22 protein-coding genes, 1 tRNA gene and 1 riboswitch are annotated in these 21,441 nt (G+C 72.6%); of the genes, 16 read left to right on the forward strand and 7 right to left on the reverse strand.

The features are described from left to right. Positions 1-72: 72 nt before the first annotated feature. Together IEZ24_RS01130 and IEZ24_RS01135 are read left to right on the forward strand one after the other, a co-directional pair. Positions 73-879: a response regulator transcription factor gene (locus IEZ24_RS01130; RefSeq protein WP_129456329.1), complete on the forward strand. Its 807-nt coding sequence runs from the start codon at positions 73-75 to the stop codon at positions 877-879. 10 nt (positions 880-889) lie between these two features. Continuing rightward, entirely contained in the window at positions 890-1,660 is a 771-nt protein-coding gene (locus tag IEZ24_RS01135; RefSeq protein ID WP_129456328.1) for a 3'(2'),5'-bisphosphate nucleotidase CysQ, read from the forward strand. A gap of 14 nt (positions 1,661-1,674) precedes the next feature. On the opposite strand, the gene IEZ24_RS01140 is transcribed toward IEZ24_RS01135, so the two are convergent. Next, positions 1,675-1,989, reverse strand: a complete 315-nt coding sequence (locus tag IEZ24_RS01140; RefSeq protein ID WP_129456327.1) for a DMT family transporter — start codon at positions 1,987-1,989, stop codon at positions 1,675-1,677. Between the two features lie 12 nt (positions 1,990-2,001). Then, positions 2,002-2,067: riboswitch (guanidine-III (ykkC-III) riboswitch) on the reverse strand. 47 nt (positions 2,068-2,114) lie between these two features. Between IEZ24_RS01140 and IEZ24_RS01145 the strand changes: the two genes are divergently transcribed. Further along, positions 2,115-2,528: a VOC family protein gene (locus IEZ24_RS01145; protein ID WP_129456326.1), complete on the forward strand. Its 414-nt coding sequence runs from the start codon at positions 2,115-2,117 to the stop codon at positions 2,526-2,528. Positions 2,529-2,539: 11 nt separating this feature from the next. On the opposite strand, the gene IEZ24_RS01150 is transcribed toward IEZ24_RS01145, so the two are convergent. The 3 genes from IEZ24_RS01150 to IEZ24_RS01160 all read right to left on the reverse strand — a co-directional run bounded on the left by IEZ24_RS01150 (position 2,540) and on the right by IEZ24_RS01160 (position 5,649). Continuing rightward, positions 2,540-4,063 (reverse strand): M28 family peptidase, encoded by a 1,524-nt coding sequence (locus IEZ24_RS01150; protein ID WP_129456325.1) that lies wholly within the window; start codon positions 4,061-4,063, stop codon positions 2,540-2,542. 64 nt (positions 4,064-4,127) lie between these two features. Next, a complete protein-coding gene (locus tag IEZ24_RS01155; RefSeq protein ID WP_129456324.1) occupies positions 4,128-4,823 on the reverse strand; it encodes an immunoglobulin domain-containing family protein in 696 nt (231 codons plus the stop codon). A 100-nt stretch (positions 4,824-4,923) separates the two neighbouring features. After that, positions 4,924-5,649 (reverse strand): hypothetical protein, encoded by a 726-nt coding sequence (locus IEZ24_RS01160; RefSeq protein ID WP_129456323.1) that lies wholly within the window; start codon positions 5,647-5,649, stop codon positions 4,924-4,926. A 198-nt stretch (positions 5,650-5,847) separates the two neighbouring features. Here IEZ24_RS01160 and mfd point away from each other — a divergent pair, with 198 nt between their 5' ends. The 4 genes from mfd to IEZ24_RS01180 all read left to right on the forward strand — a co-directional run bounded on the left by mfd (position 5,848) and on the right by IEZ24_RS01180 (position 12,140). Further along, complete coding sequence (gene mfd / locus IEZ24_RS01165; protein WP_207206892.1) at positions 5,848-9,438, forward strand: transcription-repair coupling factor; 3,591 nt, start codon at positions 5,848-5,850, stop codon at positions 9,436-9,438. Further along, positions 9,435-10,115, forward strand: a complete 681-nt coding sequence (locus IEZ24_RS01170) for a hypothetical protein (protein ID WP_129456322.1) — start codon at positions 9,435-9,437, stop codon at positions 10,113-10,115. Before mfd ends, IEZ24_RS01170 begins: the two co-directional genes overlap by 4 nt. 5 nt (positions 10,116-10,120) lie before the next feature. Then, complete coding sequence (locus IEZ24_RS01175; RefSeq protein WP_129456321.1) at positions 10,121-10,540, forward strand: MazG nucleotide pyrophosphohydrolase domain-containing protein; 420 nt, start codon at positions 10,121-10,123, stop codon at positions 10,538-10,540. A gap of 142 nt (positions 10,541-10,682) precedes the next feature. Then, complete coding sequence (locus IEZ24_RS01180; RefSeq protein WP_191192793.1) at positions 10,683-12,140, forward strand: HNH endonuclease signature motif containing protein; 1,458 nt, start codon at positions 10,683-10,685, stop codon at positions 12,138-12,140. Between the two features lie 61 nt (positions 12,141-12,201). Here the strand turns inward: IEZ24_RS01180 and IEZ24_RS01185 are convergent, their stop codons facing one another. Next, the gene (locus tag IEZ24_RS01185; protein ID WP_129456319.1) at positions 12,202-13,476 is read right to left on the reverse strand and encodes an APC family permease; all 1,275 of its coding nucleotides are present in this window, start codon (positions 13,474-13,476) and stop codon (positions 12,202-12,204) included. Continuing rightward, entirely contained in the window at positions 13,473-14,324 is an 852-nt protein-coding gene (locus IEZ24_RS01190) for a helix-turn-helix domain-containing protein (RefSeq protein ID WP_165356157.1), read from the reverse strand. Before IEZ24_RS01190 ends, IEZ24_RS01185 begins: the two co-directional genes overlap by 4 nt. Positions 14,325-14,434: 110 nt before the next feature. Between IEZ24_RS01190 and eno the strand changes: the two genes are divergently transcribed. The 8 genes from eno to IEZ24_RS01230 all read left to right on the forward strand — a co-directional run bounded on the left by eno (position 14,435) and on the right by IEZ24_RS01230 (position 19,832). After that, a complete protein-coding gene (gene eno, locus IEZ24_RS01195; protein ID WP_129456317.1) occupies positions 14,435-15,712 on the forward strand; it encodes a phosphopyruvate hydratase in 1,278 nt (425 codons plus the stop codon). A gap of 19 nt (positions 15,713-15,731) precedes the next feature. Beyond that, entirely contained in the window at positions 15,732-16,376 is a 645-nt protein-coding gene (locus IEZ24_RS01200; RefSeq protein WP_129456316.1) for an FtsB family cell division protein, read from the forward strand. Then, positions 16,373-16,894 (forward strand): DUF501 domain-containing protein, encoded by a 522-nt coding sequence (locus tag IEZ24_RS01205; protein WP_242498564.1) that lies wholly within the window; start codon positions 16,373-16,375, stop codon positions 16,892-16,894. Before IEZ24_RS01200 ends, IEZ24_RS01205 begins: the two co-directional genes overlap by 4 nt. Before the next feature lie 4 nt (positions 16,895-16,898). Continuing rightward, on the forward strand, positions 16,899-17,819 hold the full coding sequence (locus tag IEZ24_RS01210; RefSeq protein WP_129456314.1) for a Ppx/GppA phosphatase family protein: 921 nt from the start codon (positions 16,899-16,901) through the stop codon (positions 17,817-17,819). Next, entirely contained in the window at positions 17,816-18,655 is an 840-nt protein-coding gene (locus tag IEZ24_RS01215) for a uracil-DNA glycosylase (protein WP_129456313.1), read from the forward strand. The genes IEZ24_RS01210 and IEZ24_RS01215 overlap by 4 nt, the downstream gene beginning before the upstream one ends. Then, positions 18,652-19,170: a glycine cleavage system protein R gene (locus tag IEZ24_RS22185; protein ID WP_129456312.1), complete on the forward strand. Its 519-nt coding sequence runs from the start codon at positions 18,652-18,654 to the stop codon at positions 19,168-19,170. Before IEZ24_RS01215 ends, IEZ24_RS22185 begins: the two co-directional genes overlap by 4 nt. Before the next feature lie 11 nt (positions 19,171-19,181). Further along, positions 19,182-19,739 carry a peptide deformylase gene (locus IEZ24_RS01225; protein ID WP_129456311.1) on the forward strand — a complete coding sequence of 186 codons (558 nt, stop codon included), beginning with the start codon at positions 19,182-19,184 and terminating at the stop codon, positions 19,737-19,739. A 19-nt stretch (positions 19,740-19,758) separates the two neighbouring features. After that, positions 19,759-19,832: transfer RNA gene (locus IEZ24_RS01230), tRNA-Leu, on the forward strand. 15 nt (positions 19,833-19,847) lie between these two features. On the opposite strand, the gene IEZ24_RS01235 is transcribed toward IEZ24_RS01230, so the two are convergent. Beyond that, positions 19,848-20,303 (reverse strand): GNAT family N-acetyltransferase, encoded by a 456-nt coding sequence (locus IEZ24_RS01235; RefSeq protein ID WP_242498563.1) that lies wholly within the window; start codon positions 20,301-20,303, stop codon positions 19,848-19,850. Positions 20,304-20,533: 230 nt separating this feature from the next. On the opposite strand from IEZ24_RS01235, the gene IEZ24_RS01240 reads away from it, so the two are divergent. After that, a complete protein-coding gene (locus tag IEZ24_RS01240; RefSeq protein ID WP_129456310.1) occupies positions 20,534-21,385 on the forward strand; it encodes a Bax inhibitor-1/YccA family protein in 852 nt (283 codons plus the stop codon). The last annotated feature ends 56 nt before the right edge of the window (positions 21,386-21,441 follow it).

The raw sequence follows: 21,441 nt of genomic DNA on the forward strand, positions 1-21,441 counted from the left end.
GGCCAGAGGGTCGACACCACGCCTGATCGGGGCCGTCATGCTCGCACCACAGTGGCCGGCGGAGGAGGGCGGATGGGCGTATCGGGGCGCGTGGGTGTCGTGTCGCCGCACCTCCTGGTGGCTCAGGCCGTGGCGGCTGCACTGAGGTCTGTCGGCACCTCCGCGGAGGCGATGGCGTGGGAGACCCCGCTCGCGACAGGCGCGCCGGCGGGAGGGGTGACTCCCCGCTTTCGACACCTGGTGGTCATCACGGACGGGCTTGACAACGAAGCCGTCATCACCCATGTCCGTCGTTACCTCACCATCGGTGGCGTACGGGTCCTCGTCGTCACGTCGGCGGAGGGTGCGGTGAGGTGGGGCAGGCTCCTGGAGTCGGAGCAGCTCGACCTGCTCACGCAGACCACCGCGGTGGCCCAGCTGGCCGAGGCGGTCGACCAGCTGGAGGCCGGTCGCCCCGTGATGGATCCCGAGCGGCGGACCGCCCTGCGCACGGCCTGGGCGCTCACCGTCGACCGTCAGCAACGCCTCGAGGCCCTGATGGCGACGCTCTCCCCCCAGCAGCGCCGGGTGCTCGAGCTGCTCGCCACCGGACGGCGGGTCTCCGAGGTCGGCGCCGAGCTCGGTGTCTCGAGCGGCACGGTGCGCAGCCACGTCAAGTCGCTGCGCGCCAAGCTCGGGGCTCCCACGCAGCTCAAGGCCGTGGCGATGTACCACCAGGCCCACGAACGCGTCTTCGCAGTCGACCTGGTCCCGGCCCCGCGCCAGACGGGTGAGGAGGTCGGTGAGGAGGGCGGCGAGGACGGCGGTGGCCCGGAGGCCGAGCACGCGGCGAAGAGGGGCGAGGTGAGCGGCGGCGCGGTGACGCTGGCCCGTCGATAGGCTGACCGGCATGATCGATCCCACCTCGCTCGACGACCACGCCTTCGCCGTCTGGGCGGCCGAACGGGCCGGAGCCGTGCTCCTCGACGTACGCGCCGGTGCCGCCGCCGACGGGCTGGAGGGCAAGGCCCTCAAGGACGCCGGCGACGCCGCCGCGCAGGCCGAGCTCGACCGGCTCCTCACCGAGCACCGCCCCGACGACGCCGTGCTCTCCGAGGAGGCCGCCGACGACAAGTCGCGCCTCACGGCGGACCGGGTGTGGATCATCGACCCGCTCGACGGCACGCGGGAGTTCTCGGAGCCCCCGCGCGACGACTGGGCCGTCCACGTCGCGCTGTGGGCCGACGGTGACCTCGTCGCGGGGGCCGTCGCCCAGCCGGCGCTCGGGGAGACCTTCAGCACCGGCCGCCCCAGCGTCGTGCCCCCGCGCACCTCCGATCGCCCCCGCATCGCCGTCTCCCGCAGCCGCCCGCCCGCCTTCGTCGAGGCGCTGGCCGCCGAGCTCGACGCCGAGCTGGTGCCGATGGGCAGCGCCGGGGTGAAGGTGATGAGCGTGGTGCGCGACGTCGCCGACGCCTACGTCCACGCCGGCGGGCAGTACCAGTGGGACAACGCCGCTCCTGTCGCGGTCGCCCGCGCCGCCGGCCTGCACTGCAGCCGGGTCGACGGCTCGCCCCTGGTCTACAACGAGGACGACACCTCGCTGCCGGACCTCATCGTGTGCCGGCCCGAGCTGGCCGATCAGATCGTCGACTTCGTCAGGCGCCACGGCACGGAGTGAGGGCACGCCGCTCGTCAGTGGACGAGCTTGAGGCCCACGATGCAGCCCACGAGCCCGGTCAGCAGCAGCGCCTTGGCCACCGAGAACGACTCGGCGCCCGTCGTCATCGCGACCAGGACGGTCAGGGTCGCGCCGATGCCGACCCACACGGCGTACGACGTGCCGACGGGCAGGGTGCGCATGGCGTAGCCGAGCCCGCCCATGCTGAGCACGAGCGCGACCACGAACGTGGCGGTCGGCACCGGGCGGGTGAGTCCGTCGGAGCGGCCGAGGGCGGTGGCCCACACCGCCTCCAGGACGCCGGACAGGACGAGCACGAACCACGACATGGCCATATCCTCGACGGCCGTCTTGTCGCTGTCCTGGTACGGCTCCCTCGTCAGGTGGCCCCCTCGGCGGGGCGGGGCGAGCATATCCGCTTGCGGGTGGCCGCCCGACTTGCCAGCGTGGCGCCATGACCTCCTTCGTCGCGCACACGACCGTCGACTGCCATGACGCCTACGAGCTCTCGGAGTGGTGGAAGAAGCTGCTCGGCTACGTCGACGTCGAGGGCGACCCCAACGAGCCGGGGCACGAGGAGTGCATGATCGTCGACCCCGGGACCGGGCACAGCATCCTGTTCATCGAGGTGCCCGACGTCGAGCTGCCCGCCAAGCGCATCCACCTCGACCTGCGTCCGCGCGAGGGCACGCGCGACGAGGAGGTCGAGCGCGTGCTCGGTCTGGGCGCGACCCTGGTGGGCGACCAGCGCGGACAGTACGGACCCGGCACCGGTTGGGTCGTGCTCGCCGACCCGGAGGGCAACCAGTTCTGCATCCTGCGCTCGCAGGCGGAGGTGGACGCCGGTCCGCCCCCGCCCGCGAGCTGAGGTGCGCCGCGTCAGTGGGCCAGGGCGTACGCCGCGCAGCCGATCAGCTCCATGCTCACCGTGAGCCGGTCCATCGAGATGTTCTTCTCGATGGTGTCCTCGGGCGAGTGGTAGGGCGGCTCCAGCAGCGCCGGGGTCGCCTCCCCGCGCCAGGAGAAGTTCGCCGAGGCGATGCCGACCTCCTGGAAGGACTGGTGGTCGCTGGCCCCGCGCTGGGTGACCGGTGAGATCTGCGGGTCGTAGCCGAGCCGTGTCGCCGCCGCGGCCACCTGGTCGGTGGTGGGATTGCCGGTGCCGGAGAACGACAGCAGCCAGTAGCGCGTGGCCGGGCTCCAGCTGGTGCCGACCATGTCGTTCTGGAAGACACCGCGGATGCGGTCCCTCTCGGCCTGCGGCAGCTGAGCGACGTGGTGGCGAGACCCGATGAGCCCCTGCTCCTCCGAGCCCCACAGCGCCAGCCGGATCGTCGCGTCGCCCGTGGGCAGCTTCCTCAGCACGCGCGCCAGCTCCAGCGTGAGCACCGTGCCGGAGCCGTCGTCGTTGGCGCCGGGCGCCCCGATCACCGAGTCGTAGTGACCGGAGATGTAGACGACGGGTCCCGCCGGTCCGAGGCGGCCCGGGATGTCGGCGAGGACGTTGTTGCTGGTCAGCCCGCGGTGCGCGGTGGTGCTGACGGCCAGCCGCAGCGGCCGGACCGCGAGGTCCTCGCGCAGCAGCCGCTTCTGCACCTGGGCGATACCGAGCACCGGGATGGTCGCGACCGGGGTGGGTGCCGGGGGAGTGGACCCGGTGGTGGGCACGAGGCGCAGCGAGGCAGCGGACGCGCGTCGCGGGTGCGCGAGGTCGGCCGGCAGCAGGACGACGGCGGCGGCGCCACGTCGCTGTGCCTCGAGGACGAAGGCGGCGCGCAGGTTGACCCGCGTGGCCGGGTCGGCGTCCTGCGCGTCGTCGGCCAGCAGCACGGCACCGGTGACCGCGGCCTCGTCGGCGGGCCAGGTGGGCGCGGTGGCGGCGCGCACGTCCACGACCCGCCCGGTCACGGCGACGTCGAGCCCCGCGTCGGGCGACGCGCCGGCCTGCCAGCAGAGGTCGTCGGGCAGCTGACCGTCCGGGTCGCCGATGTCGGCGAGGAACTTGTCCGCCACCGGGAACGGCTGGAGCCGTACGTCGCTGCACCCGGCGCTGCGCAAGGTGGTGAGGGCGAACTCCGCGGCCGCCTTCTCCGACGCCGTGCCGCCGATGCGAGGTCCGATGCCCTCGGACAGCGTGCGCAGGTCCGAGAGGGCGCGGGCCGGCCTGATGCCGCGCACGACCTGACGGTCGCGGGAGGCGAGGGCAGGTCCGCGCAGGGCACCGGGACGCGTCGCGTCGACGGCCCAGGCCGGCTGGCCGGCGGCGATGACTGCGACGCCTCCCGCGGCGCCGGCGAGCAGGCCGCGGCGGCTGAGGGCGCCGGCCCCGTCGCCCGTGGCCAGGCGGGTCGGTTGGTCGGATCGGTGGGTGGGCAGGTGGTCGTGTCCCGAGAGCTGGTTCATGACAGGCGAACCTATGTGTCCGACTGCCGAACGGTAAAGGGTCGGATGGTCCGCGGGTCGGGCGTCAGCGCGCGCGTTCGGGAGAGACCCAGGTGCGCCACTTGAACCGGGTGCCGGCGTACGCCCGGTCGGCCTTGACCACGAACGACCAGTACCAGACGCCGCTGCGTCGGGGGAGGACCAGCGAGTACCGGCCGCGCCGGTCGGTCCTGATCCTGGTGAACCGCGTGAAGCCGCCGCGCTCCTCCGAGGAGACCCTCACCACGATGGGGCGCTCGCCGTAGCGGGGCCGCACCCGTCCCGAGACCTTGAACCCGCCCGTCGGGCGGGTGATCGTGCGGGCGACCTCGACCGTGAAGGGGGCGGACTCGCTGGGCTCGTAGCTGTCGTCGCTGCTCGTGGCGGCCTCGTGGCCGCTGTAGACGACCTTGTAGGTCGTCGTCATCCACGGGCGCACGTCGAAGAAGTCGAGGGAGGCCGAGGTGTTGGTGGTGACGGCCTTCCACCTCGAGCTCGTCGCCTCGCGTGCCCAGAGAGTGGAGGTGCCCTCGGTGGGCGAGAAGCCGTTCTCGCCGTCGACCTCGAGCGTGACGTCGATCGTCTCCCCGAAGTCGATCGTCTGCGACTCCGGCTCGGCGACCGTGGTCGTGGCGAGCGTGTCACGCGCCGCAGCGGCCGGGGTGGTGCCGAGCGACGTCACGCCGAGCAGTCCTGCGGCCAGTCCTGCCACGCACGTGCGTGCGGCGAGTCGGGTCGACATCGGGCGGTGGTCCTCTCGGGGGTTCGGGAGGGTGCAACAGTACGACCGGCCCCGCCAGCAGTGCTGGCGGAGCCGGTCGTGAGGTCAGTGACCGGTGACGTCAGCCCAGCTTCGCGATGCGCGGGGTGAGGGTCGAGCGGTAGCTGTAGGTGTACCAGACCTCGCTGTAGGACAGGAACTTCGAGTTCCCGGGGACCGTGATCTTGAAGTAGAGCTTGTTGCCGCGGCGCGGGGCCGGGAGGCGGACCTGGAACGTGCTCTTCCGGGTGGTCTTGACGGTCTTGAACTTGACGTAGCGCTTGCCCTTCTTGATCTGGACCTTGACCTTGTTGCGCTTGTAGTCGGGCTTGATCTTGCCCTTGATCGTCATCCGCGCCTTGGCGTTGTCGATCTTGACGTTGCGCTGCACGCCGATGGTGAAGGTCGCGGACTCGCTCGGCGTGTAGTTGTCGCCGTAGGTGCCCTGGTCGGGGTCGGTGAAGCCGCTGTAGACGACCTTGTAGGCGGTGGTGGCCTTGGGCTTCACGTCGTAGAAGGACGAGTAGGTGTTGGCCGCGGTGGCGACGGGGACCCAGGCGCTGGTGCCGGCCTCCATCGCGTAGAGCGTGAGCGTGCCGTCGGTGCTGCCGGGCGAGTAGCCGTCGGAGCTGGCCACGTCGACGGAGATGTAGAGGTCGTCGCCGTAGGTGACGCCGGTCGCGCTGGGCGTGGCGGTGGTCGTGGTGGTCCACGTGTCGGCCGCGTGCCCCGGTGCGGCGATGGCGATCGGCGTGAGGCCGAGCAGGCCGGCGGAGACGGTGCCGGCGACGAAGCGAGTGATGCGCATTCCCCGTTGTTCCTCTCGAGTGAAGTTCTGTGCCGCCCGGCCGTCGGCCTGGCGTGGGTGGTTGCTACCCCCGGGGCGCACAGGACAAACCCCTCGTCCCCCACGAACCCCCGTCGGTCAGCCCCCGTAGACTTTCATCCTCCCCCCACCCCTCCGTCACGTGGGGGCACTTCCGCGTGCTCTCGAAGGGATCTCCCGGTGCCGTCCACGCCGCTCGCCGCCGTCGCCCAGCGCGTCGTCACCGCCCCCACGCTGGGTGGCGCGCTGGCCGACGCCGCCCTCCACAACGCCCTCGAGCTCACCGGACCGGCCGCGGTCCGGCCGTTCGTGGTGCACGGCCTCGTCGAGCGGGGCCGCACAGTCCTGGCCGTGACGGCGACCTCGCGGGAGGCCGAGGACCTCGTCGAGGAGCTCGCCGACCTCGTCGACCCCGACACGGTCGCCTACTACCCGAGCTGGGAGACGCTCCCGCACGAGCGGCTCAGCCCGCGCAGCGACACGGTCGGGCGACGGCTCGCCGTCCTGCGGCGGCTGCGCCACCCCGGCACCGACGCGGCCAACGGCCCGCTCAAGGTCGTCGTCGCGCCGATCCGCAGCCTGCTCCAGCCGCAGGTGCCGGGCCTGGCCGACATCGAGCCGGTCGAGCTGGCGCCGGGTGACTCGCGGGCGCTGGACGACGTGGTCCGCGGCCTCGCCGACGCGGCGTACACGCGCGTCGACATGGTCGAGCGGCGTGGTGAGTTCGCGGTGCGCGGCGGCATCGTCGACGTGTTCCCGCCGACCGAGGAGCACCCGCTGCGGGTGGAGTTCTGGGGCGACGACGTGGAGGAGATCCGCGCCTTCTCCGTCGCCGACCAGCGCACCCTCGAGACGGTGCAGCGCCTCTGGGCGCCGCCGTGCCGCGAGCTGCTGCTGACCGACGACGTACGCCGCCGCGCCGCCGAGCTGGGCGAGGCGCACCCGCAGCTGCTGGAGCTCACCGACAAGATGGCCGCCGGCATCGCGGTGGAGGGCATGGAGTCCCTCGCGCCGGTGCTCGTCGACACCATGGAGCTGCTCGTCGACCTGATGCCCAGCGACACGACGGTCCTGGTGCTCGACCCCGAGCGCGCCCGCAGCCGCGCCCACGACCTCGTCGCCACCAGCGAGGAGTTCCTCGGCGCCTCGTGGGCCGCCGCGGCAGGCGGCGGCACCGCGCCGATCGACCTGGGCGCCGCGTCCTACCGCGAGATCGCCGACGTGCGCCTGCACGCCCTCGGTCTCGGGCACGCGTGGTGGGCGGTGAGCCCGTTCGGGATCGACACTCCGGACGAGCCGGGTCTCGGCGTGTCGACCGCCGGCGACGGGGACGTGCCGAGCCGGACCCTGCCGACGCACGCGGCCGAGGCCTACCGCGGCGACCTGCAGCAGGCCGTCGACGACATCCGCGGCTGGGTGCGCGAGGGCCTCGACGTCGTGGTCGTGCACGCCGGCCACGGCCCCGCCGAGCGGTTCGTCGAGCTGCTCGGCGAGAACGACATCGCTGCTCGACTCGTCGAGGACGGTGACACCGCGGGGCCCGGCGTCGTGACCGTGACGTGCGGCCACCTCGTCCACGGCATCGTCGACGACGAGGCGCGGATCGCGGTCGTGACCGGCGACGACCTGTCGGGCCAGAAGACCTCGACCCGTGACATGCGCAAGATGCCCGCGCGTCGCAAGAAGCAGATCGACCCGCTCGAGCTCAAGGCCGGCGACTACGTCGTGCACGAGCAGCACGGCGTGGGGCGCTTCGTGGAGATGAAGCAGCGCGAGATCGGCGGGGCGGTGCGCGAGTACCTCGTCCTCGAGTACGGCCCCAGCAAGCGCGGCGGCCCCAACGACATGCTCTACGTCCCCGCCGACACCCTCGACCAGGTCACCCGCTACGTCGGCGGCGAGAACCCGAGCCTCGACCGCCTCGGCGGCGGCGACTGGACCAAGCGCAAGAACAAGGCGCGGCGCGCGGTGCGCGAGATCGCCGCCGAGCTGATCAAGCTCTACGCCGCCCGTCAGGCCACCCGCGGCCACGCCTACGGCCCCGACACCCCGTGGCAGCGCGAGCTCGAGGACGCCTTCCCGTTCACCGAGACCGCCGACCAGCTCACGACGGTCGACGAGGTCAAGGCCGACATGCGCCAGGTCGTGCCGATGGACCGGCTGGTGTGCGGCGACGTCGGCTACGGCAAGACCGAGATCGCGGTGCGCGCGGCGTTCAAGGCCGTGCAGGACGGCAAGCAGGTGGCCGTGCTGGTGCCGACGACGCTGCTCGTCACCCAGCACATGTCGACGTTCTCCGAGCGGATGTCGGGCTTCCCGGTCGTCATCAAGGGCCTGTCGCGGTTCCAGACCGACAAGGAGGCCAAGGAGGTCATCGCCGGCCTCGAGGACGGCTCGGTCGACATCGTCGTCGGCACCCATCGCCTGCTCAACCCCGACATCAGGATGAAGGACCTCGGCCTCATCATCGTCGACGAGGAGCAGCGCTTCGGTGTCGAGCACAAGGAGCAGATGAAGCGGATGCGCACCTCCGTCGACGTGCTGTCGATGAGCGCGACGCCGATCCCGCGCACGCTCGAGATGGCGGTCACCGGCATCCGCGAGATGTCGACGATCACCACGCCGCCGGAGGAGCGGCACCCGGTCCTCACCTACGTCGGCGCCTACGAGGACCGCCAGGTCGTCGCAGCCGTACGCCGCGAGCTGTTGCGCGAGGGCCAGGTCTTCTACATCCACAACCGGGTCCAGTCGATCGAGAAGGCCGCCGCGCGGATCCGCGAGCTGGTCCCGGAGGCGCGCGTGGCGACCGCGCACGGCCAGATGGGCGAGCACGCCCTCGAGCAGGTCATGCTCGACTTCTGGGAGAAGCGCTTCGACGTGCTGGTCTGCACGACGATCGTGGAGAGCGGCCTCGACGTGTCCAACGCCAACACGATGATCATCGAGCGCTCCGACACCCTCGGCCTCTCGCAGCTGCACCAGCTGCGCGGCCGCGTCGGCCGGTCCCGCGAGCGCGCCTACGCCTACTTCCTCTATCCAGCGGAGAAGCCGCTGACCGAGACCGCGCACGAGCGGCTCGCCACGCTGGCCCAGCACTCCGACCTCGGCGGCGGCATGGCGATCGCGATGAAGGACCTCGAGATCCGCGGTGCCGGCAACCTGCTCGGCGGCGAGCAGTCCGGTCACATCGCCGACGTCGGCTTCGACCTCTACGTCCGGCTCGTCGGCGAGGCGGTGGCCGACTTCAAGGGCGGCGCCGAGGAGGAGCTCGCCGAGGTCCGCATCGAGCTGCCCGTCGACGCCCACCTTCCGCACGACTACATCCCCAGCGAGCGGCTGCGGCTGGAGATCTACAAGCGGCTGGCCGAGGTGCGCACCGACGCCGACGTCGACGAGGTGCGCGCCGAGCTGCTCGACCGCTACGGCAACCCGCCGGAGGTCGTCGAGTCCCTGCTGGTGGTCGCCCGCTTCCGCGCCCGCTGCCGCCAGGTCGGGGTGCGTGAGGTGACGGTCGCCGGCAAGTACGTCCGCTTCGCGCCCGTCGACCTGCCCGAGTCGCGCGTCGTACGCCTCAACCGCCTCCATCCCAAGAGCGTCGTCAAGGCGCCCGTCAGTACCATCCTGGTGCCGCGTCCCCAGAGCGCGGGGTTCCCCGTCCGACCGGTGGCGGGCGTCGCCCTGCTTGAATGGGCGCGCGGCGTGATCGACGAGGTGGTCGCACCTCCGGCACCCGCCCACCAGACCGCAGCAACCACTGGGAGTGACTCGTGAGCAAGACCCGCCTGATGACGGCCGCGCCCACCTGGGTGACCGTGGGCCTCGCAGGACTGCTGCTGACCGGGTGCGGCAGTGCCGCCCCCGGCGTCGCGGTGAAGGTCGGCGACGAGGAGCTCACCGTCCGCCACGTCGACGCGGTGACCGCCAACTACTGCACGGCCGTCGGCGACCTCGAGTCCGAGGTGCCCATGAGCTTCGTGCGCCAGTACGTCGTGCAGCTGCTCACGCTGCGCTCGCAGGCCTCGCAGATGGCCGAGGAGTACGGCGTCGAGGCCGGCTCGTCCTACCTCAACGACGTCGCGCAGCGGCAGGGCACGGCGGGCACCCAGCCCGAGGAGGTGCGCGACGACTACGTCGAGCTCGCCTCCACCACGGCGTACGCCCAGGACATCGTCGACCAGATCGGGCGCATCACGCTCGAGGAGGAGGGCATCACCGACGTGACGCCCGAGCAGGCCACCGAGGCCGGCATCGACGTGTTCAACCAGTGGCCGGGCGCCAACGGCATCGAGATCGACCCCCGCTACGGGCTCGAGGTGGTCGACGGCGTGCTGACCCCAGTCGACACCAACGTCTCCGTCGCGGTCGGCGAGACGGCGAAGGCAGGCCTGGGCACCGAGCCGGACCCCGCGTTCGCCCGGACCCTGCCGTCCAACCACCGCTGCGGCTGAGCCGCATGCCCGCCGCGCCCGACGGGTCCGCGCTGGAGGCGTTCGCCGACCAGATGCGGGTGCTGCAGCGCGAGTGCGCGTGGAAGCGGGAGCAGACGCACACCTCGCTCATCCCCTACGTGCGCGAGGAGGCCGAGGAGGTCGTCGAGGCGATCGAGTCCGGCGACCCGGCCGCGCTGTGCGACGAGCTGGGCGACCTGCTGCTCCAGGTGGTGATCCACGCGGTCATCGCCGAGGAGGCGGGCGACTTCACCCTCGACGACGTGGCGCGTGGGGTGATGGCGAAGATGGAGCGCCGCAACCCGCACGTCTTCGGCGACGCCGTGGCCACCGACGTCGCCGAGGTGATGCGGCTGTGGAACGCCGCCAAGGCCGCCGAGAAGGTCGAGAAGACCGCGAAGGCGAGCCCCTCGAACGGTGGTTGAGGTGCGAGGGCACTGGGTCGGTGGTTGAGGAGGGACGAAGTCCCGTCACGAAACCCGTCCGGGAAACCCTGGCTGGGAACCGTCCACAGCCGAGGCGCTCTGTCGGCGGTCACTGTCGGTGGCCGGCCGTAGAATCGAACACATGATCGAAGCGCTGTCGGGGCTCGGAGCAGGTGAGGTCGACGACCTCACCGCCTCCGACGTGCTGCACGCGATCCGCGACCGCAAGGCGGCCGAGGACCGGGCCGCGGCCGACCAGCTTGTCCTCGCTGCCTGGTGGGCCGATCTGCACCCGCCGGAGTCGATCCACGACGCTGCGTCGTTCACGGTGCCGGGGTGTGAGCACGAGGAGCCCATCGCCGGCGACGGTGCGCCGTTGGTGGCGGAGTTCTGTGTCGCCGAGCTCGGGACCGTGCTCGGGATCTCGACCACGGCGGCGAAGAAGCTCATCGGTCACGCGTTGGAGCTGCGCCACCGCCTGCCCCGGTTGTGGGAGCAGGTCCACTCCGGCCGGGTGCCGGCGTGGCGGGCCCGCGCGGTTGCGGAGGCCACCATCCACTCGTCGCCTGCTTTGACTCGCGAGGCGGCGGGGTTCGTCGACTCCCAGGTCGCGGCCGTGGCCGGGCGGATCGGGCAGGCGCAGCTCGACCGGCTCCTCGCGGATACGATCAGGCGCTACGACCTAGCAACCGCCGACCCCACCGCCGACCCCGAGGACGGGTGGCAGCACGTCGACCCGCGTCACGTCACCGTGGACAAGGACGACGTGCACTACGCCGGCACCCTGCACCTGGAGGCCGAGCTCGACCTCGCCGACGCCCTCGACCTCGACCGTGCCGTCGCGCACCACGCAGCAGTCCAGAAGGCCCTCGGGTCCCAGCTGTCACTCGACGCGCGTCGGGCCAAGGCGCTCGGGGAGCTTGCCCGGCAACAGACCGCGCTCGACCTCCACGCTGACCGCGGTGGTTTCGAGGCTCGCTCCTCAACCACCGACAAAGCCAGGACCTCGACCACCGATGAGAGCGGGCCGGACCTGCCGGCTGCGCGGGAGGTGGTCATCCACGCCCACTTCGACGCCTCCGTGGTCGGCGAGCAGACCGTGTTCGGGCCGACCGGGCGGATGGAGAACGGGCAGCGACTCGTGCTGCTGGACCAGGTCCGGTCCTGGTGCGCCGACTCCCGTACGAAGGTGACGATCAAGCCCGTCATCGACCTCAACGCCCAGCTGACCGCGCAGAGCTACGAGATCCCGGACCGGATCCGCGAGCAAATCATTCTCCGCGACCGCACCTGCGTGTTCCCGTCCTGCACGAGACCGGCCCGCGGCTGCGACATCGACCACATCACCGCCTACGACCACGACGCCGAAGCCAAGGGCAGACCCCAGCCCGGCCCGACTCGCAGTGACAACCTCGCCTGCCTGTGCCGGTTCCACCATCGCCTCAAGACGCACTCCGCCTGGCGCTACGAGATGACCGCGCCCGGGGTGTTCGAGTGGACCAGCCCCCACGGCCACCGCTACCGCCGCGACCACACCGGCACCACCGCACTCGACCCACCGGCCGCACCACCGGGCATCCCACGACCCCGCCGACGATGACCCCGCCCCACACCCCGCCTTCCAGTGAAGGCGGGGCCACAGCCATGCCCGACGCCGACCGTCACGTGCGGCGTCGCAGTGCGACCGCCCGTCCGAGGATCCCGACCGCGAACACCGCGAGCCCGGCCAGCACGGAGCCGATCGGGAGTGCCGCGGTCATGACGAGGCAGCCGGCCAGCCCGAGCACCTGGAGGCCGCGCGGCCAGCGTCGCTGCTCGGCAGGCTGGCGGAGGGCGGACAGGTTGGCGACGGCGTAGTAGACGAGCACGCCGAAGGAGGAGAAGCCGATCGCGCCGCGCACGTCGGCGAGCAGCACGAGCGCCACGACGGCGGCCCCGATGACGACCTGCGCCGTGTCGGGGACCTGGTGCCGCGCGTCGACGGAGGCCAGCGGCGCCGGCAGGTCCCGCTCGCGTGCCATCGCCAGCGTCGTACGCCCCACTCCGGCCAGGAGCGCCAGCAGCGCGCCGAGCGCAGCGGCGGCGGCGCCGATCCGCACCACCGGGACGGCCCACGCGGCGCCGACCGCCTCGGTGGCGGCTGCGACCGGCACGGGGTTGCCCGGCAGGTCCGCGCCGAGGACCTCCACCAGCGCGAGCCCGACGAGCAGGTAGAGCACGACGGCGGTGCCGAGGGCCACGAGGATCGCTCGGCCGAGCTGCTCGGGTCGGCGCACCTCCTCGGCGAGCGTCGCGATCCGCGCGTAGCCGGCGAACGCGAAGAAGAGCAGTCCGGCCGCCTGCAACACCCCCCACGCCCCGCCGGTCGCCTCCAGCGGCACGGTCGGTCCTGCCTCGCCCGTCGCCGCGATCAGCAGGAACCCGAGGAGCACCGCGAGCGTCGTCACCAGCAGCACCCGGGCGGCCGTCGCGGTACGGGTGATCCCGCGCAGGTTGAGCACCGTGAACGCCACCACCACCAGCGCCGCCAGCCCGCGCTGCCACCACCCGGCCCCGTCGTCGCCGGCCCCGGAGGTCGTGTCGGGGAGGGCGTACGCCGCGAACGTCATCGCCATCGCCGTGCAGGACGCGGTCTTGCCGACCACGAAGCCCCACCCGGCGAGGAAGCCCCACCACGGGCCGAGCACCTCGCGGCCGAAGAGGTAGGTGCCGCCCGAGGCGGGGTAGGAGGACGCGAGCTGGGCCGACGCCACGGCGTTGCAGAAGGCGATGACCGCGGCGATGCCGAGGGCGACGAGCAGCCCGCTGCCGGCCGCCTCCGCGGCCGGTGCGAAGGCGACGAAGACACCGGCGCCGAGCATCGCGCTGAGGCCCACGACGGTGGCGTCGACGGTCCCGAGGCGCCGGGCGAGCGCGGGCCCGCCGGGGGTGCTCATCCGAGCCCGCCGGCCGCGTCGGACGCGCGCAGCCGGCACAGCGCGGTCGTGCGGAGGTGGTCGGCGTCGACGAGCACGTGCGCGACCATCTCGCCGACCGTCCGCGTGACCGGGCCGGGGGCGAAGGCGTCGACGAACGCCTCGTCGAACCGTCCCGTCGCGGCGAGCAGCGCCACCGTGTCGGCGAGCTCGGGCCCGACCCGGTCGAGCCGCGAGCGCAGCGAGCCCAGCGACTCCGGGGTCCCCGTGCGGGCGGTCTCGTGCGGGACGTCGTGGGCGGCCGCGGTGATCGCCTCCATGCGATCGACGAGCTGCGTCAGCGACGCTCGCAGCGAGAGGCCACCGGCGCCCGCGCCGGTCCCGTCCGTCCCGTCCCTCTCGTCGAGATCGGCGTCGGGGAGGACGGCGGCCGCGTCGACCAGGTCGCCGACGGCCCGCACGTGGTGCGTCACCAGCTCGCCGAGGAGGTCCACGCCGTCCATCCTCCGACGGGCGGGGAGCCGCACGCCATCCGGCGGCCGGAAGTGGACGTCGCCGGGCGCGTCGATGGCCCACGAGGTGGGGGCGGCCCGCCACGCGGACGGGAGGTCGCCGTACTCGCGTCGGAACGCGCGGGCGAACACGTCGTAGCCACGGAAGCCGCTCTCCGTCGCGATGTCCTGCAGCGTGCGTCGGGTGGTCGCGACGAGGTGCGCGGCGCGCTCGAGGACGATGCGGTCGGAGAACCGTGCCGGTGACTCGCCGGCCAACGCGCGACGGAACCGCGACGTGCCCGGGGCGTCGTCACCCACGGCACGGGCGACGAATGCCCGGAAGCCGTCGACGGGGGAGGGCGTCGGGCTGGGCACGCCGGTCACGGTAGTGGCCACCACCCACACCCACGGACACCCGGCGACGTACGGGCGGCACGTGGCTAGGCTGGCGGCTGCCCACGACGTACCCCACCAGGAGCTCTCCCATGTCGATCATCGCTGCTGTCGGCGCCCGCGAAATCCTCGATTCGCGCGGCAACCCCACCGTCGAGGTGGAGGTACTCCTCGAGGACGGCGCGTTCGGTCGCGCCGCCGTGCCCAGCGGCGCCTCCACCGGCGCCTTCGAGGCGGTCGAGCTGCGCGACGGCGGCAAGCGCTACGTCGGCAAGGGCGTGCAGAAGGCCGTCGACGGCGTCATCGACACCATCGCGGGCGCGATCGTCGGCCTCGACGCCGACGACCAGCGCCTCGTCGACCAGGTCATGCTCGACCTCGACGGCACCCCCAACAAGGCCAAGCTCGGCGCCAACGCCATCCTCGGCGTCTCCCTCGCCACCGCCAAGGCGGCCGCGGAGTCCGCCGGGCTCCCGCTGTTCCGCTACGTCGGTGGCCCCAATGCCCACCTGCTGCCCGTCCCGATGATGAACATCCTCAACGGCGGCTCGCACGCCGACTCCAACGTCGACGTCCAGGAGTTCATGATCGCCCCGATCGGCGCGGCGACGTTCCGCGAGGCGCTCCAGCACGGCGCCGAGGTCTACCACGCCCTCAAGTCCGTGCTGAAGAAGAAGGGCCTCTCGACCGGCCTCGGCGACGAGGGCGGCTTCGCCCCCGACCTCGAGAGCAACCGCGCGGCGCTCGACCTGATCGCCGAGGCCGTCAAGGCCGCCGGCTTCAAGCTCGGCAAGGACATCGCGCTCGCGATGGACGTCGCGGCCAGCGAGTTCCACGACAAGGGCAAGTACACCTTCGAGGGCAAGAAGCTCAAGAGCGACGACATGGTCGCCTACTACACCGACCTCGTCGCGTCCTACCCGATCGTCTCCATCGAGGACCCGCTCGACGAGGAGGACTGGGCCGGCTGGAAGGCGATCACCGACAGCCTCGGCGACAAGACCCAGATCGTCGGCGACGACCTGTTCGTCACCAACGTCGAGCGCCTCCAGCGCGGCATCGACGGCGGCCAGGCCAACGCGATGCTCGTCAAGGTCAACCAGATCGGCTCCCTCACCGAGACCCTCGACGCCGTCGAGCTCGCGCACCGGTCGGGCTTCCGCAACATGATGAGCCACCGCTCCGGCGAGACCGAGGACACGACCATCGCCGACCTCGCGGTCGCCACCAACTGCGGCCAGATCAAGACCGGCGCGCCGGCCCGCTCGGACCGCGTCGCGAAGTACAACCAGCTCCTCCGCATCGAGGACGAGCTGGGTGACGCGGCTCGCTATGCCGGCCGGGGCGCCTTCCCGCGTTTCTCCGGCTGAAGCAGGCAGACTGGACCGCATGCCTTCCCAGCGCCGTACGCCTCGTGGTGGGCCCGGCGGACCGCGCGGACCGAGGCAGGGCCACAGCACGCACCCCGGCGCCCGCGGCACCCGGCCGCGGGCGGGCGGGACGCGTACGCCCGCCTCGCGGAGCGAGCCCGTCCCGGCCACCGCGGGGCCTGCCGCCACCCGGAGCACCACCCGCGGCACCACCAGGAGCCCCCAGCGCCGCCCCCGCTTCACCGGCCGCGCCGCCGTGCTCGTGCTGGTGCTCGCCGTGCTGACGGTGTCGTACGCCTCGTCGCTGCGGGCCTACCTCCAGCAGCGCTCCCACATCGGCGAGCTCAAGGCGCAGATCGCCGAGCGCGAGGCCAGCATCAACGACCTCGAGCGGGAGAAGAAGCGCTGGGACGACCCGGCGTACGTCAAGGCGCAGGCCCGCGCGCGCTTCGGCTACCTGATGCCGGGCGAGCAGGGGTTCGAGGTCATCGGCGCCGACGGCAGGCCGATCGAGGCGCAGGCCACCCTCAACGACCCCGACGAGGTCATCAAGACGGTGCCCAAGGCATGGTGGACCGCCGCCTGGGAGTCGGTGGAGCTCGCCGGCAACCCGCCCCCGCCCGACGAGGAACCCGCAGAGATGATCGACGGAACGCAGCAGTGAACCAGCAGAGGATCGACCCGGCCGACGAGGCCGCCATCCACGCGCAGCTCAAGCGCCGGCCCCGCGGGATCGACTCCGTCGGACACCGCTGCCCCTGCGGCAACCCCGACGTGGTCACCACCGAGCCGCGGCTGCCCAACGGCACGCCGTTCCCGACGACGTTCTACCTGACCTGCCCGCGTGCCGCCTCGCGCATCGGCACGCTCGAGGGCTCGGGGCTGATGAAGGAGATGCAGGCGCGCCTCGGCACCGACGAGGAGCTCGCCGCGGCCTACCGCGACGCCCACGAGCGCTACCTCGAGTTCCGTGCCGAGGTGGGGGAGCGGGCCGGCCTCGACGTGCCCGAGATCGAGGGCATCACCGCCGGCGGCATGCCCGACCGGGTCAAGTGCCTGCACGTCCTCGCCGGCCAGTCGCTGGCGATGGGCCGCGGCGTCAACCCGCTCGGCGACGAGGTCCTCGACCTGCTCGGCCCCTGGTGGGAGTCGGGGCCGTGCGTCGAGCGTCCGGCGCCGTGACCGCATGAGCACCGTCGCGGCCATCGACTGCGGGACCAACTCGATCAAGGTCCTGATCGGCACGGTGCGCGACGACGGCCGGCTCGACGTCGTCCTGCGCGACTCGCGCGTCGTCCGGCTCGGCCAGGGCGTGGACCGCACGGGCGAGCTCGCCGACGAGGCGCTCGAGCGCACGTTCGCGGCGCTCGACGAGTTCGCCGAGACCATCCGTCGTCACGCCGTGCCGCCGGCGCGGGTCCGGTTCTGCGCCACCTCGGCCACCCGCGACGCCAGCAACGCCGCGGTGTTCCGCGAGGGCGTACGCCGTCGGCTGGGCATCGAGCCCGAGGTGCTGTCCGGCGACGAGGAGGCGGCACTCGTCTACGCCGGCGCCATCGCCGCGCAGGTCCCGATGCCGCCCGAGCCGGTGCTGGTGGTCGACATCGGCGGCGGCTCCACCGAGCTCGTGCTGGGGGAGGGCGGCGAGCGGCAGGCCGTCTCGATGGACATCGGGTCCGTACGCCTGCACGAGCGCCACCTCCACAGCGACCCGCCGACGTCGGCGGAGGTCGCCGCGTGCGTCGCCGACATCGACGCCCATCTCGACGCCGGCGGGGTCCCCCTCGAGCGCACCCGCACCGTGATCGGCACCTCCGGCACGATCAAGACCCTCGCGTGCGGCGTCCTCGCCCTCGACAGCTATGACCGCGAGGCGTTCGACCGCGCCGTCCTGCCCAACGACGCGACCGCGTCCTACGTCGACGGGCTCGTCGCGATGACCGTCGCCGAGCGGCGGGCGCTGCCCTACATGCACCCCGGCCGCGCCGACGTGATCGGCGCGGGGGCGCTGATCTGGAGCCGCATCCTGGCGCGGGTGCCGGTGCCCGAGCACGTCGTGTCCGAGGCCGACATCCTGCACGGCATGGCCGCCGCCATCCCGCGATGACGCGGCGACCGGTCACGCTCCTGCCGCACCCGGTCGTCGGGGGCGCGTTCGCCAGCCCGGTCGAGCCCGGCGCCGGCTGGCCGGACGACCCGGCAGCCGCGGGCACGCCCGTCGCGCGCGACGCCGACGACGTACGCCGCCTCGCGCAGGACGCCGGCCTGGACGAGCTCGACGCCCGGGTCAGCGTCTGCTCCGCCTGCCCCCGCCTGGTGGCCTGGCGCGAGGGCGTCGCGCAGGAGAAGCGGGCGTCCTTCGCCGACCAGCCCTACTGGGGCAGGCCGATCCCGGGCTGGGGCGACCCCACGCCCTCCCTGCTCATCGTCGGCCTCGCGCCCGCGGCCAACGGCGGCAACCGCACCGGGCGGATCTTCACCGGCGACCCGAGCGCGGACTGGCTCTTCGCGAGCCTGCACCGCACCGGGTGGGCCGTGCAGCCCACCAGCGAGCACGCCGGCGACGGCCAGCGCCTCGTCGACGCGCGGATGGTCGCGACCGTGCGCTGCGCCCCTCCGGACAACAAGCCCACCGCCGTCGAGCGCGACACCTGTGCGCCGTGGATCGCCGCCGAGCTGGCCCTGCTCACCACGGTGCGCGTCGTCGTGGCCCTCGGCTCGTTCGGCTGGGACGGCGCCGTACGCTCGCTGGTCGCCGCGGGCGCACCGGCACCGGCGACGCGGCCGAAGTTCGGGCACGGCGCCGAGGTCGAGCTCGGCGACGTGACCCTCCTCGGGTGCTACCACCCCTCGCCGCACAACACCTACACCAAGCGGCTCACCGCCGAGATGACGGACGCGGTCTTCGAGCGGGCGCGGGCGCTGACAGACTTGCCCGTGTGACCCTCCACGCCATCACCGTCCTCGGCCACGACCGTCCCGGCATCATCGCCGAGACCACCGGCAGGCTCGCCGGGCTGGGCCTCAACCTCGAGGACTCGACGATGACCCTCCTGCGCGGCCACTTCGCGATGATGCTGGTCTGCGAGGGCGCGACCCCGGACGCCGAGATCGAGGCGGCGCTCGCGCCGCTGACCGCCGACGGCAGCCTGACGGTCACGGTCCGCGAGGTCCCTGTCGAGGCTCCGGCACCGGCCGACGGCACCTCGTGGATCCTGTCGGTCCACGGCGGCGACCGCCCGGGCATCGTGTCGGCCGTCGTCGCGGTGATCGCCGGCGTCGGGGGCAACATCACCGACCTGACGACGCGGCTGGCCGGCGACCTCTACCTCCTCGTCGCCGAGGTCGACCTCCCGGCCGGCGTCGACGTCTCCGCGGTCGAGCGCGCCCTGACGGCCGTCGCCGCGGACCTCGGCGTGGGCGTGACCCTGCGCGCCGCCGAGACCGACGAGCTCTGAGCGCCGGTCCGATGAGCGTGAACCCCCGGGTCCTGGCGTGGACCGAGACCGACCTCGGCGTGGCCGGGACGCTGCGCGAGGTCGTACGCGCCCCCGCCGCCGTGCTGTCCACGGTCGGCGCGGCCGTCGACCCCACCTCGCCCGACGTCGTACGGCTCGCCGCCGACCTCGTCGCCACGATGCGCGTCTCCCCGGGCTGCGTCGGCCTCGCCGCGCCGCAGGTCGGGGTGGGGGCGAAGGTCTTCTGCGTGGACGTGTCGGAGCACCCCAAGACCCGCGACCACCACGGCACCTTCGTGCTGTGCAACGCCGAGGTCGTCTCCGGCAGCCGCAACGAGAAGGCTCGCGAGGGCTGCATGTCCGTCCCCGACCTCACCGGTGACGTGCGGCGCCCGAGCCGCATCGTCGTCCGCGGCCAGCTCCCCGGCAGCGGCGAGGAGGTCGAGCTCGAGGCCGAGGCCTTCGAGGCGCGGGCGCTCCAGCACGAGATCGACCACTGCGACGGCCTGCTGTTCCTCGACCGCACGGCGGGCGCCCATGCCGTCTACGCTCGCAGGACGTACCTGTGACCTGCCCGCCAGGTCGTCAGCCCCGGTATCCCAACCGGTAGAGGAAGCGGTCTTAAAAACCGCACAGTCTGGGTTCGAACCCCAGCCGGGGCACGGGTCGGCGGACCGTCAGCCGAACTTCACGAAGGCGCGCAGGGAGCCGTCGTCGAGGTCGCGGATCTCGGCGAAGCCGAGGGACTGGTAGAACGCGCGCTGGCCGGGCTCGTCGTCGGTCAGCAGCACCTGCTGCCTCACGGCGTCGAACGGGGCGAGGGCCTCGGCGACGAGGCGCTTGCCCACACCCTGTCCCTGCTCCTCGGGCCGGACCAGGACGTCCTGGAGGTAGGCCACCGTCGCGCCGTCGCTGACGACCCGCGCGAGACCGACCAGGCGCCCCTCCTTGCGCGCCGTGACGACGTGGGACGAGCCCTGCATCGCCCGCTCGAGGGTCGGGAGGTCGCGGGTGTAGGCCACCCAGCCCACCGCGTCGTACAGGTCTGCCAGCTCGTCGCGTCCGGGGATCGCGCCTGAGGAGATGTCCGTGGAGATGTCGGTGGAGATGTGGGTGGAGATGTCGGTGGTCACGCGCACAGTGTGGTCAGCGGTCGGGGGCGGCGCGACCGGTTTGACGGACGAGCGGCCCCCGGTCCTCCCCACGGACAACCTGAGAAGTTGCTGTGACGGGAACAGCGCCCGCCCCGCGCACGTTTGAACAGGTGTTCCCCCGGCTAGAGTGGGGGAGACGCACACGGGCGCCGTCACCGCGACGGCGCCGACCCCCCGGAACCTCCGGGGGCGGCCTCCAAGGAGAGACCATGAAGAGCAACAACCCCGTTTTCGCCCGTTCCGAGGAGTTCAACCGCGCCTCGTCGAACGCCTACGGCAACCAGACCTACCCCGCGGGCGGCGCCGGCTACCCCGGCTACGGCGAGCCCGGGACCGACCCGTCCCAGTGGGGCACCGGTGCGCCCGGCCAGGTCGACCAGAGCCGGATGACCGTCGACTCGGTGGTCCAGAAGACCGCGATCTCGATCGCACTCGTCTTCGCCGCCGCGTTCGCCACCTGGTGGTACGTCGGTGACGTCAGCAGCAACGCCGACCTGGGCCAGATCGGCATGCTCGCGATGCTCGGTGCCGGCGGCGCGTTCCTGCTGTCGCTGGTGAACTCGTTCAAGCGCGTCATCAGCCCCGCGCTGGTGCTGGCCTTCGCCGTCGCCGAGGGTGTCGCGCTGGGCGCGATCAGCAAGCTGTTCGAGGCCCAGTACCCCGGCATCGTGATGAGCGCCGTGCTCGGCACCTTCGCCGCCTTCGCTGGCACGCTCGCCGCCTACAAGGTCCTCGACATCAAGGTCGGCGACAAGTTCCGCCGCGGCGTCGTGGCCGGCATGTTCGGCATGGTGGGCCTGGGCCTGCTCTCGATCGTGCTCGGCTTCTTCGGCATCGACACCGGCCTCTACGGCAACGGCAGCCTGGGCTTCATCTTCGCCCTCGCCGGCCTCGTGCTGGGCATCTTCATGCTGATCCTCGACTTCGACTTCGTGGAGAACGGCGTCGCCGCCGGGCTCCCGGAGCGCGAGTCGTGGCGCGCGGCCTTCGGCCTGACCGTCAGCCTGGTCTGGATCTACACCAACCTGCTCCGGATCCTCGCGATCCTGCGTGGCGACTGAGCTGCTGGTCATCACCTGAACGACACTGCGGCCCGCCCGAGCTCAGCTCGGGCGGG

This window comes from Nocardioides ganghwensis, assembly GCF_014779655.1.
Classification (GTDB): domain Bacteria; phylum Actinomycetota; class Actinomycetes; order Propionibacteriales; family Nocardioidaceae; genus Nocardioides; species Nocardioides ganghwensis.

Coding starts and splice junctions, on each gene's coding strand:
- IEZ24_RS01130 (WP_129456329.1), top strand. CDS start 73: ATGGGCGTATCGGGGCGCGTGGGTGTCGTGTCGCCGCACCTCCTGGTG.
- IEZ24_RS01135 (WP_129456328.1), top strand. CDS start 890: ATGATCGATCCCACCTCGCTCGACGACCACGCCTTCGCCGTCTGGGCG.
- IEZ24_RS01140 (WP_129456327.1), bottom strand. CDS start 1,989: ATGTCGTGGTTCGTGCTCGTCCTGTCCGGCGTCCTGGAGGCGGTGTGG.
- IEZ24_RS01145 (WP_129456326.1), top strand. CDS start 2,115: ATGACCTCCTTCGTCGCGCACACGACCGTCGACTGCCATGACGCCTAC.
- IEZ24_RS01150 (WP_129456325.1), bottom strand. CDS start 4,063: ATGAACCAGCTCTCGGGACACGACCACCTGCCCACCCACCGATCCGAC.
- IEZ24_RS01155 (WP_129456324.1), bottom strand. CDS start 4,823: ATGTCGACCCGACTCGCCGCACGCACGTGCGTGGCAGGACTGGCCGCA.
- IEZ24_RS01160 (WP_129456323.1), bottom strand. CDS start 5,649: ATGCGCATCACTCGCTTCGTCGCCGGCACCGTCTCCGCCGGCCTGCTC.
- IEZ24_RS01175 (WP_129456321.1), top strand. CDS start 10,121: ATGCCCGCCGCGCCCGACGGGTCCGCGCTGGAGGCGTTCGCCGACCAG.
- IEZ24_RS01180 (WP_191192793.1), top strand. CDS start 10,683: ATGATCGAAGCGCTGTCGGGGCTCGGAGCAGGTGAGGTCGACGACCTC.
- IEZ24_RS01185 (WP_129456319.1), bottom strand. CDS start 13,476: ATGAGCACCCCCGGCGGGCCCGCGCTCGCCCGGCGCCTCGGGACCGTC.
- eno (WP_129456317.1), top strand. CDS start 14,435: ATGTCGATCATCGCTGCTGTCGGCGCCCGCGAAATCCTCGATTCGCGC.
- IEZ24_RS01200 (WP_129456316.1), top strand. CDS start 15,732: ATGCCTTCCCAGCGCCGTACGCCTCGTGGTGGGCCCGGCGGACCGCGC.
- IEZ24_RS01210 (WP_129456314.1), top strand. CDS start 16,899: ATGAGCACCGTCGCGGCCATCGACTGCGGGACCAACTCGATCAAGGTC.
- IEZ24_RS01215 (WP_129456313.1), top strand. CDS start 17,816: ATGACGCGGCGACCGGTCACGCTCCTGCCGCACCCGGTCGTCGGGGGC.
- IEZ24_RS01225 (WP_129456311.1), top strand. CDS start 19,182: ATGAGCGTGAACCCCCGGGTCCTGGCGTGGACCGAGACCGACCTCGGC.
- IEZ24_RS01240 (WP_129456310.1), top strand. CDS start 20,534: ATGAAGAGCAACAACCCCGTTTTCGCCCGTTCCGAGGAGTTCAACCGC.